This is a genomic window from uncultured Stenotrophomonas sp. (assembly GCF_945952405.1).
Classification (GTDB): Bacteria; Pseudomonadota; Gammaproteobacteria; order Xanthomonadales; family Xanthomonadaceae; genus Stenotrophomonas.
This window is the reverse complement of the sequence record NZ_CAMFIA010000017.1, coordinates 1-16,114: the sequence shown is the minus strand read 5'-3', so window position 1 is coordinate 16,114 and position 16,114 is coordinate 1. Positions and strand designations below refer to the sequence as shown.

The 16,114-nt window shown below is 67.3% G+C and carries 16 protein-coding genes; 13 read left to right on the top strand and 3 right to left on the bottom strand.

From position 1 onward, the window contains the following. The first annotated feature begins 10 nt into the window (after positions 1–10). A complete protein-coding gene (locus Q0P60_RS15830; protein ID WP_294995563.1) occupies positions 11–634 on the top strand; it encodes a hypothetical protein in 624 nt (207 codons plus the stop codon). Between the two features lie 56 nt (positions 635–690). Here Q0P60_RS15830 and Q0P60_RS15825 read toward each other — a convergent pair whose 3' ends face one another. After that, positions 691–1,356, bottom strand: a complete 666-nt coding sequence (locus tag Q0P60_RS15825; RefSeq protein ID WP_005411662.1) for a response regulator transcription factor — start codon at positions 1,354–1,356, stop codon at positions 691–693. A 108-nt stretch (positions 1,357–1,464) separates the two neighbouring features. Then, entirely contained in the window at positions 1,465–3,408 is a 1,944-nt protein-coding gene (acs, locus tag Q0P60_RS15820; protein ID WP_294995560.1) for an acetate--CoA ligase, read from the bottom strand. Between the two features lie 245 nt (positions 3,409–3,653). Here acs and Q0P60_RS15815 point away from each other — a divergent pair, with 245 nt between their 5' ends. The 4 genes from Q0P60_RS15815 (at position 3,654) to xth (ending at position 9,437) form a co-directional block, all read left to right on the top strand. Further along, positions 3,654–5,096, top strand: coding sequence for a DcaP family trimeric outer membrane transporter (locus tag Q0P60_RS15815; protein ID WP_294995556.1), 1,443 nt, complete (start codon positions 3,654–3,656; stop codon positions 5,094–5,096). A gap of 151 nt (positions 5,097–5,247) precedes the next feature. Beyond that, positions 5,248–6,912 carry an MFS transporter gene (locus Q0P60_RS15810; RefSeq protein WP_294995552.1) on the top strand — a complete coding sequence of 555 codons (1,665 nt, stop codon included), beginning with the start codon at positions 5,248–5,250 and terminating at the stop codon, positions 6,910–6,912. A gap of 213 nt (positions 6,913–7,125) precedes the next feature. Next, positions 7,126–8,535 carry a coniferyl aldehyde dehydrogenase gene (locus Q0P60_RS15805; RefSeq protein WP_294995549.1) on the top strand — a complete coding sequence of 470 codons (1,410 nt, stop codon included), beginning with the start codon at positions 7,126–7,128 and terminating at the stop codon, positions 8,533–8,535. A gap of 134 nt (positions 8,536–8,669) precedes the next feature. Then, a complete protein-coding gene (xth, locus tag Q0P60_RS15800) occupies positions 8,670–9,437 on the top strand; it encodes an exodeoxyribonuclease III (RefSeq protein WP_294995546.1) in 768 nt (255 codons plus the stop codon). 69 nt (positions 9,438–9,506) lie between these two features. On the opposite strand, the gene Q0P60_RS15795 is transcribed toward xth, so the two are convergent. Continuing rightward, positions 9,507–9,758, bottom strand: a complete 252-nt coding sequence (locus tag Q0P60_RS15795) for a GlsB/YeaQ/YmgE family stress response membrane protein (RefSeq protein WP_005411656.1) — start codon at positions 9,756–9,758, stop codon at positions 9,507–9,509. A gap of 84 nt (positions 9,759–9,842) precedes the next feature. Between Q0P60_RS15795 and Q0P60_RS15790 the strand changes: the two genes are divergently transcribed. From Q0P60_RS15790 to Q0P60_RS15755, 8 genes are all read left to right on the top strand, one after another. Beyond that, entirely contained in the window at positions 9,843–10,442 is a 600-nt protein-coding gene (locus Q0P60_RS15790; RefSeq protein ID WP_294995543.1) for a 4'-phosphopantetheinyl transferase superfamily protein, read from the top strand. A 39-nt stretch (positions 10,443–10,481) separates the two neighbouring features. Next, positions 10,482–11,120: a 16S rRNA (guanine(527)-N(7))-methyltransferase RsmG gene (gene rsmG / locus Q0P60_RS15785; protein WP_294995540.1), complete on the top strand. Its 639-nt coding sequence runs from the start codon at positions 10,482–10,484 to the stop codon at positions 11,118–11,120. A gap of 112 nt (positions 11,121–11,232) precedes the next feature. Next, positions 11,233–12,030 carry a ParA family protein gene (locus tag Q0P60_RS15780; RefSeq protein WP_005411653.1) on the top strand — a complete coding sequence of 266 codons (798 nt, stop codon included), beginning with the start codon at positions 11,233–11,235 and terminating at the stop codon, positions 12,028–12,030. Then, entirely contained in the window at positions 12,030–12,953 is a 924-nt protein-coding gene (locus tag Q0P60_RS15775; RefSeq protein ID WP_294995536.1) for a ParB/RepB/Spo0J family partition protein, read from the top strand. The genes Q0P60_RS15780 and Q0P60_RS15775 overlap by 1 nt, the downstream gene beginning before the upstream one ends. A 191-nt stretch (positions 12,954–13,144) precedes the next feature. Continuing rightward, positions 13,145–13,876: a suppressor of fused domain protein gene (locus tag Q0P60_RS15770; RefSeq protein ID WP_294995533.1), complete on the top strand. Its 732-nt coding sequence runs from the start codon at positions 13,145–13,147 to the stop codon at positions 13,874–13,876. 51 nt (positions 13,877–13,927) lie between these two features. Beyond that, positions 13,928–14,893: an NAD-dependent epimerase/dehydratase family protein gene (locus tag Q0P60_RS15765; protein WP_294995530.1), complete on the top strand. Its 966-nt coding sequence runs from the start codon at positions 13,928–13,930 to the stop codon at positions 14,891–14,893. An 89-nt stretch (positions 14,894–14,982) separates the two neighbouring features. Then, the gene (locus Q0P60_RS15760; RefSeq protein WP_294995527.1) at positions 14,983–15,705 is read left to right on the top strand and encodes a glycosyltransferase family 2 protein; all 723 of its coding nucleotides are present in this window, start codon (positions 14,983–14,985) and stop codon (positions 15,703–15,705) included. After that, entirely contained in the window at positions 15,705–16,052 is a 348-nt protein-coding gene (locus tag Q0P60_RS15755) for a lipid-A-disaccharide synthase N-terminal domain-containing protein (protein WP_294995524.1), read from the top strand. The genes Q0P60_RS15760 and Q0P60_RS15755 overlap by 1 nt, the downstream gene beginning before the upstream one ends. Positions 16,053–16,114 lie beyond the last annotated feature (62 nt).

The following is a 16,114-nucleotide window of genomic DNA, read 5'->3' as shown; positions in this document are numbered from 1 at the left end:
GGAGCAGTGAATGATGAAGATTCCAGCAATGGCTGCGTTGCGGCCCGGTGGTGAAGCCCTGACGGTGAATGCCCGCAACTGCGGTGTAGTGGGTCAGCGTGAGGGTCGCAGGCTCAAGGCGACGCTGGTACCGCCGCGACCTGCCGGCCCGCCGCCCTCGCTCTCAGCGGTTACCGGTAAACCTGCTGTCTCCAATGCTGTCATCCAAGCCATACATCGAGGCCTGGAGGCGGATGGTTTCAATCCCCATTGGGATGCGAGCTCCTTCAGGATCGCCAATACAACCAGCCTGCTTGCCAAGATGGGTGACAACGTGTTCTCGCTGCCGTTGCAGCCCCGAGCAACCGCGTTTGTACGGTCAGAAATGATGCTGATCCGCAATGCGTCGCGCGAGCGCGATGCGCAACACGATGCTGGACTGCATCGCATGACGCGCGGCACCGCCTCGCTGGGCCAGTTGAACCTGGATGCATCGGCGCGTGACGAGGCGCATCTGGCGCGCGCCCGTTCGGCGACCGATGCGCGCGCCGGGCGTGTGCAGGCGGAGGAGGACCGAAGTGGCGCGGGCAAGGGCTTCTTCAGCCGGGTGGGCTCGTTCCTGAGAGCGATGTTCTTCGTGCGCGTGCCCATGTAGCGCTGAGGTTTCACTACGTAGCCGAGCATGGGCTCGGCTCTACAGTTAGCGGCCGCTCAATCTTCTTCCGGCGGCAGCACGATGGCGTCGTCATCGATCGCCAGCTTGCCGGCCATCAGCACGGCCTGGGTACGGTTGGTCACGCCCAGCTTGCGCAGGATCGCGGTGACGTGGGCCTTGATCGTCGCCTCGGAGACGTTGAGGTCGTAGGCGATCTGCTTGTTCAGGCGGCCCGCGCCGAGCATCTGCAGCACGCGGAACTGCTGCGGGGTCAGCTCGCGCAGGCGCTGGCCGACCTCGCGTTCCTCACGTTCGGTCGGCGGCACGTTGTGCGCTTCCGGCGGCGCCCAGGTCTCGCCATCGAGGATGGTGCCCAGCGCATGGCCGATGGTGTCCGAATCGGCGGACTTGGGAATGAAGCCCAGCGCGCCGTGATCGAGCGCACGCCGCATCACCGTGGCTTCTTCGCGGGCGGACACCACCACCACCGGCAGGTGCGGGTGCAGCGAGCGCATGTGCACCAGCGCGTTGAATCCCTGCGCGCCGGGCATGTTGAGGTCCATCAGGACCAGGTCGGCGTCGTTGTGCTGGTCGGCCAGCGCGTACAGCGCTTCCACGCTGTCGGCTTCGAACAGCTGCACGCCGGGGATGACCCGCTGCACCGCCCCGCGCAGGGCTTCGCGGAACAGCGGGTGGTCATCGGCAATCAGGAGGGTGGTCATGGTCGGGGGGAACCGTGGGGGAAACTGTTCGGGGTCAGATCCAGGGGTCAGATCCCTTTCCATCCGGAAAGGGATCTGACCCCAAGGGATCCGACCCCGGGTAGTACATCAGCGCACCTTGCGCTCGTCCACCAGCGACGCCACCACCGACGGATCGGCCAGGGTCGAGGTATCGCCGAGCTGGTCCGGTGCGTTCTCGGCGATCTTGCGCAGGATGCGGCGCATGATCTTGCCCGAACGGGTCTTCGGCAGGCCCGGCGCCCACTGCAGGTGGTCAGGCGTGGCGATCGGGCCGATCTCCTTGCGCACCCAGGCGATCAGCTCCTTGTGCAGTTCATCGCTGGGCGCTTCTTCGGCCACCAGGGTCACGTAGGCGTAGATGCCCTGGCCCTTCACATCGTGCGGGAAGCCGACCACGGCGGCCTCGGCCACCTTCGGGTGCGAGACCAGCGCGCTTTCCACTTCGGCGGTACCGATGCGATGGCCGGACACGTTGATGACATCGTCGACGCGACCGGTGATCCAGTAGTAGCCATCTGCGTCGCGGCGGCAACCGTCGCCGGTGAAGTAGCTGCCGGGGTAGGTGCGGAAATAGGTATCGATGAAGCGCTGGTGGTCGCCGTACACCGTGCGCATCTGGCCCGGCCAGGAATCACGGATGATCAGGTTGCCCTCGGTCGGGCCGTCCTGGATCTCGCCATCGGCATTGACCAGCGCCGGCTGCACGCCGAAGAAGGGCAGGGTGGCCGAACCCGGCTTGAGGTCCATCGCGCCGGCCAGCGGCGAGATCAGGATGCCGCCGGTCTCGGTCTGCCACCAGGTATCGACGATCGGGCAACGGCTGTCGCCGACCACCTCGTAGTACCAGCGCCAGGCTTCCGGGTTGATCGGCTCGCCGACGCTGCCGAGCAGGCGCAGCGACGCGCGCGAGGTCCGCTTCACCGGCTCCTCGCCTTCGCGCATCAGTGCGCGGATGGCGGTGGGGGCGGTGTAGAAGATGCTCACCTTGTGCTTGTCGATGACGTTCCAGAAGCGCGACGTGTCCGGATAGTTCGGCACGCCTTCGAACATCAGCGAGGTGGCACCATTGGCCAGCGGGCCATAGACGATGTAGCTGTGGCCGGTGACCCAGCCGACGTCGGCGGTGCACCAGTAGATGTCGTCCTCGCGCAGGTCGAACACCGCTTCATGGGTGTAGGCCGCGTACAGCAGGTAGCCGCCGGTGGTGTGCAGCACGCCCTTCGGCTTGCCGGTGGAACCGGAGGTGTAGAGGATGAACAGCGGGTCTTCCGCGTTCATGCGTTCCGGCTCGCAGGTGGCCGGCTGGCTGTCGACCACATCGTGGAACCAGCGGTCGCGCGGTGCCTGCATGTCCACCGCGCCGCCGGTGTGGCGCACCACCAGCACGGTTTCCACGGTATGGGTGCCGGGCAGCTTCAGGGCGGCATCGACATTGGCCTTCAGCGGGATCTTGCGGCCGCCGCGCAGGCCTTCGTCGGCGGTGATGATCAGCTTGCTCTGGCAGTCGCTGACGCGGTCGGCGATCGAATTGGGCGCAAAGCCGCCGAACACCACCGAGTGGATCGCACCGATGCGCGCGCAGGCCAGCATGGCCACGGCGGCGTCGACGATCATCGGCAGGTAGATGGTGACGCGGTCGCCCTTCTTGACGCCGAGGTTGCGCAGCGCGTTGCCGAGGCGGCAGGTGCGCTCGTACAGCTCGCGATAGGTCACGTGCTGGGCCGGCGCATCCGGGCCATCCGGCTCGAACAGCAGGGCCGTCTTGTCGCCGCGCTTCTGCAGCTGGCGGTCCAGGCAGTTCACGCTGGCATTGAGCTCGCCATCCTCGAACCACTTGATGTGGAAGTCGGACAGGTCGTAACTGACGTTCTTGATCCTGGTCGGCTTGCGCATCCAGTCCAGCCGCTCGGCGGCCTTGCCCCAGAACGCATCCGGGTCGGTCACCGAAGCCTGGTACTGCTGTTGATAGGACGTCTTGTCGATACGTGCCTTGGCGGCGAACTGCGGATCGACGGGGTAGATATCAGCCATGGCACCCTCACTTGCACGTTGACTTTGTATGTGCGGTCGCAGCATCGCAGCGACCGATCCCCCTCAGTTTGCCCCATCCACCCCCGGTCGCGTCACCACGCCGGTTAGACGATGGTCGAAAGTGAGCGCCCAGCAGGGCCGGGTTCGACCAATGGCCAATAGCCGCTGTGCGCGAACGCCCCGCAGTCTCGGCTCGACCGTGCCCCACGCGCGGCATCACCTTGCCACTTGGGAGAGAGGGCAACATGAGCCACCGTACGTTGAAAACCGTGCGCACACCTTTGGCGGCCTGCCTGTTGGTCGCCCTGGTCGCACCGGGCATGGCGTTCGCAGAGACCGCCAAAGGAAGTACCCCGCGAGAGCGGGCACTGGAAACACGCGTTGCCGAGCTGGAACGCCAGGTACAGCTGCTGCTGTCGTCGCAGCAGCAACAGCAGACCCAGATCACCCAGACCCAGCAGGCGGTGACCGAGGTCCGCACCGTGCAGGCCGAGCAGAAGCCGGTGGCACAGGTGCCGGCCGGCAAGCAGCCGATCCAGGTCACCACGCTTACCCCGGGCGCTGCGCCGGGGACCACGGTCAAGATCGGCGGCTTCATCAAGGCCGACTTCCTGGCCACCCAGACCAGTGATGGCCAGCTGGCCGACGATGCTACCGGCCGCGCGCTGTACCTGCCGGGCCAGACCCCGGTGGAAGGCGCCGGCGGCAGTGGCAAGCGTTCGGGCACCGACCTCAACGCGCATGCCAAGTTCTCGCGCTTCAACCTGGGCATCGACAACGTGAGCGAATCCGGCAACAAGGCCGGTGCGTTCTTCGAGATGGACTTCTTCGGCAACTCGCTGGGCAACCAGACCGCCACCAACACCTATGGCGTGACCCTGCGCCACGCCTACATGTACTGGAACAACTGGCTGGCCGGCCAGACCTGGTCCAACTTCATGGATGCGGCCGCACTGCCCGAAGCCGTCGACTTCGTCGGCCCGACCGACGGCGTGATCTTCGTGCGCCAGGCTCAGGTGCGTTACACCCAGGGCGGCTTCAGCGTTGCGCTGGAGAACCCGGAAACCACCACCCTCACCGGCACCCGCAACCCGGTCACCGGCGCCTGGACCAATGCCAGCGCCAACTCCGACCGCGGCAGCCTGCCGGACCTGACCCTGCGCTACGGCTGGAAGGGCAACTGGGGCACCTTCGGTGTCGGTGGCATCGTCCGCCAGCTGAAGGTCGACAACCAGGCCACCGGGGCCAAGGCCGACAAGGTGGCCGGCGGCCTGACCCTGGGCGGCAAGTGGGTGATGGGTGACAGCGATTCGCTGCACTACCAGCTGACCGGCGGCGAAGGCATCGCTCGCTACATCGGCCTGGGCATCACCGCCGACAGTGCCTACGACGTGGCCCGCGACGAGCTCAACCCGACCGGCGTGCTTGCCGGCTATGTGGGCTGGCGCCATGCGTTCTCGCCGAAGCTGCGCACCAACCTGATCTATGCGCGCAGCGACTACGACAACGACAGCGTGCTGGGCCCACTGGTGACCAAGAGCGTGCAGAGCGTGCGCGGCAACATCTTCTACTCGCCGCTGCCCAAGGTCGATATCGGCGCCGAACTGATGTATGGCCGCCGCGAGATCGAGAACGGCAACAAGGGTGATATCACCCGGCTGCAGTTCACCACCAAGTACAGCTTCTAACAGCGTGCCGACCGACGGTCGGCACCTACCGAGATTGAGTGCCGACCAACGGTCGGCACCCACCCACCAAGGTCGGCACCCACCGATCGAGGTCGGCATCCACCGATTGCATGCCGGCCGATGGCCGGCATCTACAGAGGGAATACGCCCCATGTCCAGCACTGCCTCAAGCCCGCACAACCCAGCGGGCAGCCTGACCAAGGGCCACAATAAGGTCATCTTCGCCTCGAGTCTCGGCACGGTCTTCGAGTGGTATGACTTCTTCCTGTACGGCTCGCTCGCCGCCATCATCGCCAAGCAGTTCTTCAGTGGTGTCAATGAAACCACGGGCATGATCTTCGCCCTGCTGGCGTTCGCCGCCGGCTTCTTCGTGCGTCCGTTCGGTGCGGCCTTCTTCGGCAGCCTCGGCGACCGCATCGGCCGCAAGTACACGTTCCTGGTCACCATCCTGATCATGGGCATCTCGACCTTCCTGGTCGGCGTACTGCCCAACTACGCCTCGATCGGCTTCGCCGCGCCGGTGATCCTGATCATCCTGCGCCTGGCCCAGGGCCTGGCGATGGGTGGCGAGTACGGCGGTGCCGCCACCTATGTGGCCGAGCACGCGCCGGATGACAAGCGTGGCCTGTACACCAGCTTCATCCAGTGCACCGCCACGCTCGGCCTGTTCATGTCGCTGCTGATCATCCTGGCCTGCCGCTACTTCCTCGGCAACGAAGCCTTCGAAGCCTGGGGCTGGCGCATTCCGTTCCTGGTCTCGATCCTGCTGCTGGGTGTCTCGGTATGGATCCGCCTGCAGCTGAGCGAATCGCCGCTGTTCCAGCAGATGAAGTCCGAGGGCAAGGGTTCCAAGACCCCGTTCCGTGACAGCCTGAAGGGCGGCAACCTGAAGCTGATGCTGCTGGTCCTGCTCGGTGCTGCGGCCGGCCAGGCCGTGGTCTGGTACGGCGGCCAGTTCTACGCGCTGTTCTTCCTGAGCAGCATGCTGAAGGTCGATGCCACCACCTCCTACCTGCTGATCGCGGCCGCGCTGGCGCTGGGCGTGCCGTTCTTCATCTTCTTCGGCTGGCTCTCCGACCGTATCGGCCGCAAGAAGATCATCCTGGCCGGCTGCCTGCTGGCCGCCGTGACCTACATCCCGATCTTCAAGGGGCTGACCCACTTCGCCAACCCGGCCATCGAAGAGGCCCGCAGCAGCTCGCCGGCGCTGGTCGTGGCCGATCCAGCCACCTGCTCGTTCCAGTTCGATCCGGTCGGCCTGCGCAAGTTCACCAGCTCCTGCGACGTGGCCACCGCCGCGCTGACCAAGGCCGGTGTGCCGTACGACGTGCAGCCCGCCGCCGCCGGTTCGCTGGCGATGGTGAACGTGGGCAGTGCCAGCGTGACCTCGTATGAGGCCGCCGGCCTGAGCAAGGAAGAGGGCAAGGCCAAGGCCGATGCGTTCGGTGCGGACCTGAAGGCTGCGTTGACCAGCGCCGGTTATCCGGCCAAGGCCGACGGCGCGCGCATCAACATCGCCGGCACGATCTTCATGCTGTGGCTGCTGGTGCTGTACGTGACCATGGTCTACGGCCCGATCGCGGCCTATCTGGTCGAGCTGTTCCCGACCCGCATCCGCTACACCTCGATGTCGCTGCCGTACCACATCGGCAACGGCTGGTTCGGTGGCTTCCTGCCGGCGATCTCGTTCGCGCTGGTGGCCGGTACCGGCAACCTGTACTACGGCCTGTGGTACCCCATCATCATCGCGCTGATGTCGGTGGTGATCGGCGGCCTGTTCCTGCGCGAAACCAAGGACGTGGACATCACCAAGTAACCGGCGTGCCGACCCACGGTCGGCACCTTCCGGGATTGCAGGGCCGCGGTGCAGACCGCGGCCCTTTCTGTTTGTCGGCCGCGCCCGTTCGGCTGCATTCCGGTAGTGCCGGCCGCTGGCCGGCAACCTCATGAATCTCTGTGGATAGGGCGCCATTGCCGGCCAGCGGCCGGCACTACCATTGCAATGCGCAGCACGCCGTATAGTCGGGCCATGACCACCACCACGCCCGCCGACCTTCCCGCCATCCTTCACACCCTGCGCAGCGCATGGCAGTCGCAACGCCCCTCGCTCGACCAGCGCGAGGCCGACCTGCGCCGCCTGCGCCAGGCGTTGAAGCCGCGCCTGGAGGAAATGGCCCAGGCCATCGCCGAGGACTTCGGCCACCGCGCTGTGGTCGAATCGAAGCTGGCCGATGGCATGAGCGTGTTGTCGGCCATCGACCACCTGCGCCGCCACCTGCGGCGCTGGTCGAAGCCGCAGCGGGTCGGGGCCGGCTGGCGCCTGTGGCCGGCGCGTGCACAGCTGCGGCCGACACCGCTGGGGGTGGTGGGGGTGATCTCGCCCTGGAACTACCCGGTCACCCTGGCACTGGTGCCGTTGGCCACGGCGATTGCCGCTGGCAACCACGTGCTGTTGAAACCGTCCGAACACACGCCGCGCACCAGCGCGTTCCTGGCGGACCTGCTGGCCAGCGTGTTTCCCGCGGATCGCGTGGCGGTGGTGCAGGGCGGAGCGGATGTCGCCGCGGCGGTGTCGTCGCTAGCGCTGGACCATCTGCTGTTCACCGGCTCCACCGCGGTCGGGCGCAAGGTGATGGCCGCCGCTGCCGAGCATCTGGTGCCGGTCACGCTGGAACTGGGCGGCAAGTCGCCGGCCATCGTCTGCCGCGATTTTCCGCTGGAGAAGGCCGCCGCGCGGTTGGCCACCGGCAAGTGGTTCAACGCCGGCCAGACCTGCATCGCACCGGATTACGTGCTGATCGACACCGCGCGCCAGCGCGAGTTCGTGCAGGCGCTGCAGCAGCAGGTGCGCGAACGTTACGGCGACTTCAGCGATACCGGCGACTACACGCGCATCATCAACGAGGGCCAGTACCAGCGCCTGCAGGGCTATCTGGATCAGGCGCGCGAACGTGGCGTGCCGGTCATTCCCCTGGCACAGGTGGACCCGGCGCGCGCCGACCGCGAGCGCCTGCTGGTGCCGACCGTGGTGCTGGACCCGCCGGACGACCTGGCGCTGATGCGCGAGGAGATCTTCGGGCCGATCCTGCCGGTGCGCGCCTACCCGGACCTGGACGCCGCGCTGGCCGACATCGTTGCCCGCGACCGGCCGCTGGCGTTGTATCCGTTCAGCCATGACAGCGCGACGGTCGAGCGCATCCTCGGCCAGGTGGTGGCCGGCGGGGTGACGGTCAATGACACCCTGCTGCATTTCGCCGCCGATGGCCTGCCGTTTGGCGGGGTGGGCGCCAGCGGCATGGGCGCGTACCACGGGCGGGCCGGGTTCGACGCGATGAGCAAGCGGCTGCCGGTGTTGTGGCAGTCGCGCTGGGCGGCCAGCGACCGGCTGCGGCCGCCGTATTCGAAGATTGCGGGCTTGTTGAAGTTCCTGCTGCGTTGACGTTGCAGGAATTCATGGGGTTGCCGGCCAGCGGCCGGCACTACCGGTAGCGGCCAACCTGGGTTGGCTGGCAGGGCAACCCCGCGCCGACCAAGGTCGGCCTCTACCCGCGGCGGGGCGGGTAGAATGCCGCCATGAAGATCGCCTCGTGGAACGTCAATTCGCTCAATGTCCGCCTGCCGCACCTGGAGCAGTGGCTCAAGGAGTTCGGCCCGGACATCGTCGGTATCCAGGAAACCAAGCTGGAGGACCACAAGTTCCCGGATTCGGCGCTGATCGGCGCCGGCTACCGCAGCGTGTTCGCCGGCCAGAAGACCTACAACGGCGTGGCGTTGCTGTCGCGCGAGCCGGCGCAGGACGTGCAGATCGGCATTCCCGGCTTCGAGGACGAGCAGAAGCGCGCCATCGCCGGCACCTTTGGCGACCTGCGGGTGATCAACCTGTACGTGGTCAATGGCCAGGACATCGGCACCGACAAGTACGACTACAAGCTGCGCTGGCTGGAAGCGGTGCATGGCTGGATCGAGCAGGAGCTGCAACGCCACCCCAAGCTGATCGTGATGGGCGACTTCAACATCGCCCCGGACGCGCGCGATGTGCACGACCCGGAAGTGTGGAACGAGAACCACATCCTGACCTCCACCGCCGAGCGTGGCGCGCTCGAAAGGCTGCTGCAGCTGGGCCTGCACGATGGCTTCCGGCTGCACAATGACGAGGCCGGTGTGTTCAGCTGGTGGGATTACCGCGCGGCCGGCTTCCGCCGCAACCTCGGCCTGCGCATCGACCTGACCCTGGTCTCCGACGCGCTCAAGGGCAGCGCGGTGGCCTCGGGCATTGACCGCGAGCCGCGCACCTGGGAACGCCCGAGCGATCATGCGCCGGCGTGGGTGCAGATCGGTTGAACGAACAGGGCCCGGCATTGGCCGGGCCCGTTCTGCAGCGTTGGCCGGCCGGCGGCCGGCCGCACCGCGTCAGCGTATGCTCTTGCGGGTGAACAGGTTGACGATCGCCAGCAGGATCACCGCACCGATCAGCGAGAACAGGAAGGTGCGGATGGTGATCGCTTCGTTGATGCCGCCGCCGAACAGCCAGCCGGAAATCAGTGCGCCGACGATGCCGACCACGATGTTGAGGATGATGCCCTGCTGGGCGTCGCGCTTCATGATGATGCTGGCCAGCCAGCCCACGATGCCGCCGACGATCAGCCAGATGATGATGCCCATGATCGATACTCCGGTGGGGAACTGTGACCAGTTGACGCGCACGGCTGTGAACCCGTCGTGGAATTGCGTGATGGGCGTGTGCGGATGAGCCTGCCAGCCACGCTCGATGGCCCGTGGCGCTTCGGTCCGGTGACGGTCTGGCGGCGCCCGCACGTGCCCGGCCAGCGCGGTGAACCGCAGGCGCGGCAGGTGCTGGCACAGGCACTGGGCGCCGACCCGGAGACCCTGCCGCTGGTCCGCGACGACAAGGGACGCCCGGAGCTGAGCGGCGCACTGGCCCATTACGGCACCGGCTGGAGCCACAGTGGCGAGGTGTTGCTGGTGGCGCTGGGCGAGGGCGTGCGGCTGGGCGTGGACCTGGAACTGCTGCGGCCACGCGCGCGCCTGCTGGAGATCGTGCAGCGCTTCTTCCATCCCGAGGAAGTGGCCTGGCTGGAAAGCCTGGACGAGGCCACGCGCGAGCACTGGTTCTTCCGTCTATGGTGCGCCAAGGAGGCGATGCTGAAGGCACACGGGCAGGGCATCTCGTTCGGCCTGCACCGCCTGCAGCTGGCGCCGGGCGCCGATGGCGCCCTGCACCTGCGCTGGTGCGACCCGGAACTGGGCGAGGCCGCGCGCTGGCACCTGCACGAATGGCAGGCCAGCGGCCAGTTCCGTGCCGCATTGGCCTGGTATCCGCATTGAAGCGGGGAATCGGCAGGCGAAACCGGCGATAATGCCGGCATGAGCGAACACGAACTTCCCGCCGGCGTGGCCGCCACGCTGGAGCAGGGCCTGGCCAGCATGGGCCTGGACGCCGCACTGGCGCCGCCGCTGCTGCGCTACCTGGCCCTGCTGCACCGCTGGAACGGCACCTACAACCTCACCGCGATCCGCGATCCGCAGGAAATGGTCACCCGCCACCTGCTTGATTCGCTGGCGATGCAGCCGTTCGTGGCCGATGGCAGCCTGGCCGACCTCGGCACCGGACCGGGGCTGCCGGGCATTCCGCTGGCGATCGCCTGCCCGGGCCTGCAGGTCACCCTGGTGGAGAGCAACGGCAAGAAGGCGCGCTTCATGCGCGAGGCCGTGCGCCAGCTCGGCCTGGGCAATGCGCGCGTGGCCGAGTCGCGCGCCGAGGCGCTGGACGAGGCCGGCCGCTACGACCAGCTGACCGCGCGCGCGATGGACACCCTGGCCGGCATCGTCCGCGTCGGTGGCCACCTGCTGCGCCCCGGTGGCGTGTTGCTGGCCATGAAGGGCGTCTATCCGCATGAGGAGATCGCGGCCCTGCCGGACGGCTGGCAGGTGCGCGAAGTGACCCCGCTGAGCGTGCCCGGCCTGGCCGGTGAACGCCATCTGGTCACGGTTACAGGCCCCTGATTCCCGCCGCCAGCCCCTTGTGGAACAACGGGTTGGCGATTCACGATTTCCGCCCGGGCCCGGTTGTACGCATAATGACCGGTCCCAGCATCCGTCGACGAGGCACACCCGCATGGCCCGCATCATCGCCATCGCCAACCAGAAGGGTGGCGTCGGCAAGACCACGACCGCCGTCAACCTGGCCGCTTCCCTGGCCAACGCACCCAAGCGCGTGCTGTTGGTCGACCTGGACTCGCAGGGCAACGCGACCATGGGCAGCGGCGTGGACAAGCGAGAGCTGGCCGCTTCCACCTGTGACCTGCTGCTCGGCGAGAACAGCGCCGCCGATGTGCGCGTGCAGACCGCCGAGGGCTACGACCTGCTGCCCGGCAACATCGACCTGACCGCCGCCGAGATCCAGCTGATGGGCCAGAGCGAGCGCGAGCAGCGCCTGAAGCGCGCGCTGGCACCGATCCGCGACGAGTACGACTACATCCTGATTGACTGTCCGCCGGCGCTGTCGCTGCTGACCCTCAACGCGCTGGCCGCCGCCGATTCGGTGATCGTGCCGATGCAGTGCGAGTACTACGCGCTGGAAGGCCTGAGTGCCCTGGTGGAAACCATCGAAGCGCTGCGCACCAGCCTGAACCCGGCGCTGGAGATCGAAGGCGTGCTGCGCACCATGTTCGATGTGCGCAACAACCTGGCCAACGCCGTCTCGGCCGAGCTGACCGAGCACTTCGGCGACCGCGTGTTCCGCACCATCGTGCCGCGCAACGTGCGCCTGGCCGAGGCGCCGAGCCATGGCCAGAGCATCGTCGGCTACGACCGCGCCTCGCGCGGTGGCGTGGCCTACCTGGGCCTGGCCGGCGAGATCATCCGCCGCAACAACGAACGCAACAAGGCCGCCAAGGCCGTGGAGACCGTCTGATGACCAGCAGCAAGCCGGCAGCCAAGAAGCGAGGCCTCGGCCGTGGCCTGGATGCGCTGCTGGGCCCGAAGGGGGCGGTCAGCCAGGTGCAGGCCACCACCGCGGTGATCGAGCCGCTGCCGGGTGAAGTGCTGCGCAAGCTGGCGGTGGGCCAACTGCAGCCGGGCAAGTACCAGCCGCGCCGCGAGATGGACGAAGGCAAGCTGTCCGAGCTGGCCGATTCGATCAAGTCGCAGGGCGTGATCCAGCCGATCCTGGTGCGCCAGCTGCCGGCGGGCAACTACGAGATCGTCGCCGGTGAACGCCGCTGGCGCGCTTCGCAGCTGGCCGGCCTGGACGAAGTGCCGGTGGTGGTGCGCGAACTGGAAGACCGCACCGTCATCGCGATGGCGCTGATCGAGAACATCCAGCGCGAAGACCTCAACCCGCTGGAAGAAGCCGAGGCGCTGCAGCGCCTGATCAGCGAGTTCACCCTGACCCATGCCGAGGCCGCCGAGGCCGTTGGCCGCTCGCGCGCGGCGGTGTCCAACCTGCTGCGCCTGCTGGAGCTGCCGGTGGCGATCCGCCTGCTGCTGGAAACCCGCCGCCTGGAAATGGGCCACGCCCGTGCGCTGCTGACCCTGGCCCCCGAGCTGGCCGGCAAGCTGGCGCAGGAAGCGGCCGACGAGGGCTGGTCGGTCCGCGAGGTTGAGCGCCGTGCGCAGGCCTTTGCTGCCGGCAAGGTGCCGAGCAATCGCCCGGTGGCCGCGCCGAAGGTGCAGCAGGCCGACATCGCCTCGCTGGAAACCGAACTGTCCGAATCGCTGGGCACCAAGGTGGCGATCAATCATGGCCGCGGCGGCAAGGGCAAGCTGATCATCCACTACACCGACCTGGACACCCTGGACGGCGTGCTGGAAAAGCTGCGCACCCGCCAGGGCTGAACCGCGCAGCCGGGCCGCGACACGATGCCGATGCCATCGCTCATGTCGCGGCCGTTACCGGTTTCACCGGAGCACGGCCCGTTCCAGCCGTGCTCCGTTCATCGCAGGGAACGCACCGCCGCGCGCCGGGGGATGCATCGCTCGCCATCGTGCGGGCGCGATCCGGCCCGTGGCACTCCAGGGAGCAGGACATGAGCAACGCATTCGACGACGTCAGCCCGGGCGGCAGCCCGATCCTGGTGCATAGCCGCCAGAAGGACTTCACCCCGCCGCAGGGCGAAGCGCACATCGAGGCCATCGGCGCGCATATCGAGCGCCACCTGGGCCCGGTGTCCGGTGTCTTCCACGAAATCATCTCGGACCTGGTGCACATCGACGTGCACGTGGTGCCGGCCAATGATCAGTTCCCGTACCTGCGGCTGGTGACCTCGGGCATGAGTGACCTGCCGATGAGCGTGCCGGCCGAGGTGGATGCGGCGGTGCCGCGCTACATGGAGCTGATGGTGACCCTGCCGGCCGACTGGCCGATCACGCAGGAGGCCTTCGAGGACGAGCGCCATTACTGGCCGGTGCGCCTGCTCAAGGGCATGGCACGGCTGCCGCACGAGTACGACACCTGGCTGGGCTTCGGCCACACCATCCCCAACGGCCACCCCAGCGAGCCCTATGCGCCGGGCGTCGGCTTCGACGGCGCCATCGTGCTGCCGCCGGTGACCACCCCGGAAGAATTCGCCGAGCTGGTGCTGGACGATGGCAGGACCATCGCCTTCATGACCCTGATGCCGCTGTACCCGGAAGAGATGGACCTGAAGCTGAAGAAGGGCGCCGAGGCACTGCTCGACCGCTTCGATGCGAAGGACATCCAGGACGTGATCGAACCCGGCCGCACCAATGTGGCCAAGAAGCGTTTCGGGCTGTTCTGAGCCCGCGGCGTATCCTCTGCCCCTGTATTCATTGATTTCCAGGCCATTGCAATGACCATCCTGCTTACCGGCGCTGCCGGCTTCATCGGTGCCTATACCGCCCGCGCGCTGCTGGAGGCCGGGCAGCCGGTGGTCGGCCTGGACAACTTCAATGACTACTACGACCCGCAGATCAAACGCGACCGCGTGGCCGCGCTGTGCCCGGCGCTGGACCTGCGCAGCCTGGACCTGACCGACCGCGAAGGCCTGGCCGCACTGTTCGACGAGGTGCAGCCGACCGCCGTGATCCACCTGGCCGCGCAGGCCGGCGTGCGTTATTCGCTGGAGAACCCGCAGGCCTACGTCGACAGCAACCTGGTCGGCTTCGTCAACATGCTGGAGCTGTGCCGCCATCGCGGCGTGCAGCACCTGGTGTATGCCTCCAGCAGTTCGGTCTACGGTGATTCGGCCACGCCGCCGTTCTCCGAGGACCAGCGCGTGGACCAGCCGCGTTCGCTGTACGCGGCGACCAAGGCGGCCAACGAGCTGATGGCCTACACCTATGCCCAGCTGTACGGCCTGCATGCCACCGGCCTGCGCTTCTTCACCGTGTATGGGCCGTGGGGCCGGCCGGACATGGCGCCGCTGCTGTTCTCGCGCGCGGTGCTGGCCGGGCGGCCGATCGACGTGTTCAACGAAGGCCGCATGCAGCGTGATTTCACACATGTCTCCGACATCGTGGCGGGTATCCTCGGCGCCCTCGCGCACCCGGCCGATGGTCCGGTGCCACACCGGGTGTTCAACCTCGGCAACCATACGCCGGTCGAGCTGGAGCGCTTCATCAGCGTGATCGAGCAGGCTGCCGGCCGCCCCGCGCAGAAGGTCTACAAGCCCATGCAGCCCGGCGACATGGTGCGCACGATGGCCGACACCCGGCGTGCCCATGAGGCCTTCGGCTTCGACGCGGTGACCCCGATCGAAGCCGGGTTGCCGCCTGTCGTGCAGTGGTGCCGCGAGTATTTTGGCGACCGCGCCTGAGCCGTGATCCTCACGCGGCCGGATTCATCTTCGGATAACCTCGGTTTCGGAGAATGCGCGGTCTTTGTCCCCCTTTGGCCGAGTGCCTTATGAGCCAACCCGAGCTTTCCGTTGTCGTCCCGGTGTTCAACGAGCGCGACAACGTCGCCCCGCTGGTCGCCGAAATCACCGCTGCACTGCGTGGCCGGCTGCCGTTCGAGATCGTCTACATCGACGATCACTCGCGCGATGACACCCTGGCGGTGCTGCAGGGGCTGAAGGCGACCACGCCGGAACTGCGGGTGCTGCACCACGTGAGCCAGAGCGGGCAGAGCACCGCGGTGCGCACCGGCGTCAAGCACGCACGCGCGCCGTGGATCGCCACCCTGGATGGCGACGGCCAGAACGATCCGGCCGATATCCCCAGGTTGCTGGCCGCGCGCGATGCCGCCGAGGCGCAGGTGAAGCTGTTCGCCGGCTGGCGGGTCAACCGCCAGGACAGTGGCAGCAAGCGCTGGGCCAGCCGCTGGGCCAACCGCATCCGTGCGCGCATGCTGCGCGACGACACCCCCGACACTGGCTGCGGCATCAAGCTGTTCGAACGCAGTGCGTTCCTCGACCTGCCGTATTTCGACCACATGCACCGCTACCTGCCGGCGCTGATGCAGCGTGCAGGCTGGAAGACCACCAGCGTGCCGGTCAACCACCGCCACCGTACCGCCGGCGTGTCCAAGTACAACAACCTCGGGCGCGCGCTGGTCGGCATCCGTGACCTGCGCGGCGTGGCCTGGCTGATCACCCGCAGCAAGCGCACTGCGGTGGAGGAGCGTTGATGGGCCTGGAGCTGCACTGGCTCGACCAGCCGCTGACCTGGCTGTACTGGACCGGCCTGCACGTGACCGGCTGGAAGCTGATCGGCTATACCGGCGCGGTGATGTTCGGCGGCCGCTGGCTGGTCCAGTTCGTGGCCTCCAAGCGCGCCGGCAAGCCGGTCATCCCGCGCCTGTTCTGGTACATGAGCGTGGTCGGCAGCCTGATGACGCTGAGCTACTTCCTGTTCTCGGCCAAGCAGGACTCGGTGGGCGTGCTGCAGAACCTGTTCCCGGCGTTCACCGCGCTGTACAGCCTGCACCTGGACATCAAGCACCGCGGCTGGAAGCGGGACAAGGCCAGCCACTGAGCGCCCGGGGTCGGATCCCTTTCCGGTGGAAAGGGCTCTGACCCCGATCAGGAGTCCGGCGC

Excerpts from the sequence above, each read along its gene's own strand:
- xth (WP_294995546.1), top strand. The coding sequence starts at position 8,670 with ATGAAGATCGCCTCGTGGAACGTCAATTCGCTCAATGTCCGCCTGCCG.
- Q0P60_RS15790 (WP_294995543.1), top strand. The coding sequence starts at position 9,843 with ATGAGCCTGCCAGCCACGCTCGATGGCCCGTGGCGCTTCGGTCCGGTG.
- Q0P60_RS15775 (WP_294995536.1), top strand. The coding sequence starts at position 12,030 with ATGACCAGCAGCAAGCCGGCAGCCAAGAAGCGAGGCCTCGGCCGTGGC.
- Q0P60_RS15765 (WP_294995530.1), top strand. The coding sequence starts at position 13,928 with ATGACCATCCTGCTTACCGGCGCTGCCGGCTTCATCGGTGCCTATACC.
- Q0P60_RS15810 (WP_294995552.1), top strand. The coding sequence starts at position 5,248 with ATGTCCAGCACTGCCTCAAGCCCGCACAACCCAGCGGGCAGCCTGACC.
- Q0P60_RS15805 (WP_294995549.1), top strand. The coding sequence starts at position 7,126 with ATGACCACCACCACGCCCGCCGACCTTCCCGCCATCCTTCACACCCTG.
- Q0P60_RS15780 (WP_005411653.1), top strand. The coding sequence starts at position 11,233 with ATGGCCCGCATCATCGCCATCGCCAACCAGAAGGGTGGCGTCGGCAAG.
- Q0P60_RS15795 (WP_005411656.1), bottom strand. The coding sequence starts at position 9,758 with ATGGGCATCATCATCTGGCTGATCGTCGGCGGCATCGTGGGCTGGCTG.
- acs (WP_294995560.1), bottom strand. The coding sequence starts at position 3,408 with ATGGCTGATATCTACCCCGTCGATCCGCAGTTCGCCGCCAAGGCACGT.
- Q0P60_RS15755 (WP_294995524.1), top strand. The coding sequence starts at position 15,705 with ATGGGCCTGGAGCTGCACTGGCTCGACCAGCCGCTGACCTGGCTGTAC.
- rsmG (WP_294995540.1), top strand. The coding sequence starts at position 10,482 with ATGAGCGAACACGAACTTCCCGCCGGCGTGGCCGCCACGCTGGAGCAG.
- Q0P60_RS15830 (WP_294995563.1), top strand. The coding sequence starts at position 11 with ATGATGAAGATTCCAGCAATGGCTGCGTTGCGGCCCGGTGGTGAAGCC.
- Q0P60_RS15815 (WP_294995556.1), top strand. The coding sequence starts at position 3,654 with ATGAGCCACCGTACGTTGAAAACCGTGCGCACACCTTTGGCGGCCTGC.
- Q0P60_RS15825 (WP_005411662.1), bottom strand. The coding sequence starts at position 1,356 with ATGACCACCCTCCTGATTGCCGATGACCACCCGCTGTTCCGCGAAGCC.
- Q0P60_RS15770 (WP_294995533.1), top strand. The coding sequence starts at position 13,145 with ATGAGCAACGCATTCGACGACGTCAGCCCGGGCGGCAGCCCGATCCTG.
- Q0P60_RS15760 (WP_294995527.1), top strand. The coding sequence starts at position 14,983 with ATGAGCCAACCCGAGCTTTCCGTTGTCGTCCCGGTGTTCAACGAGCGC.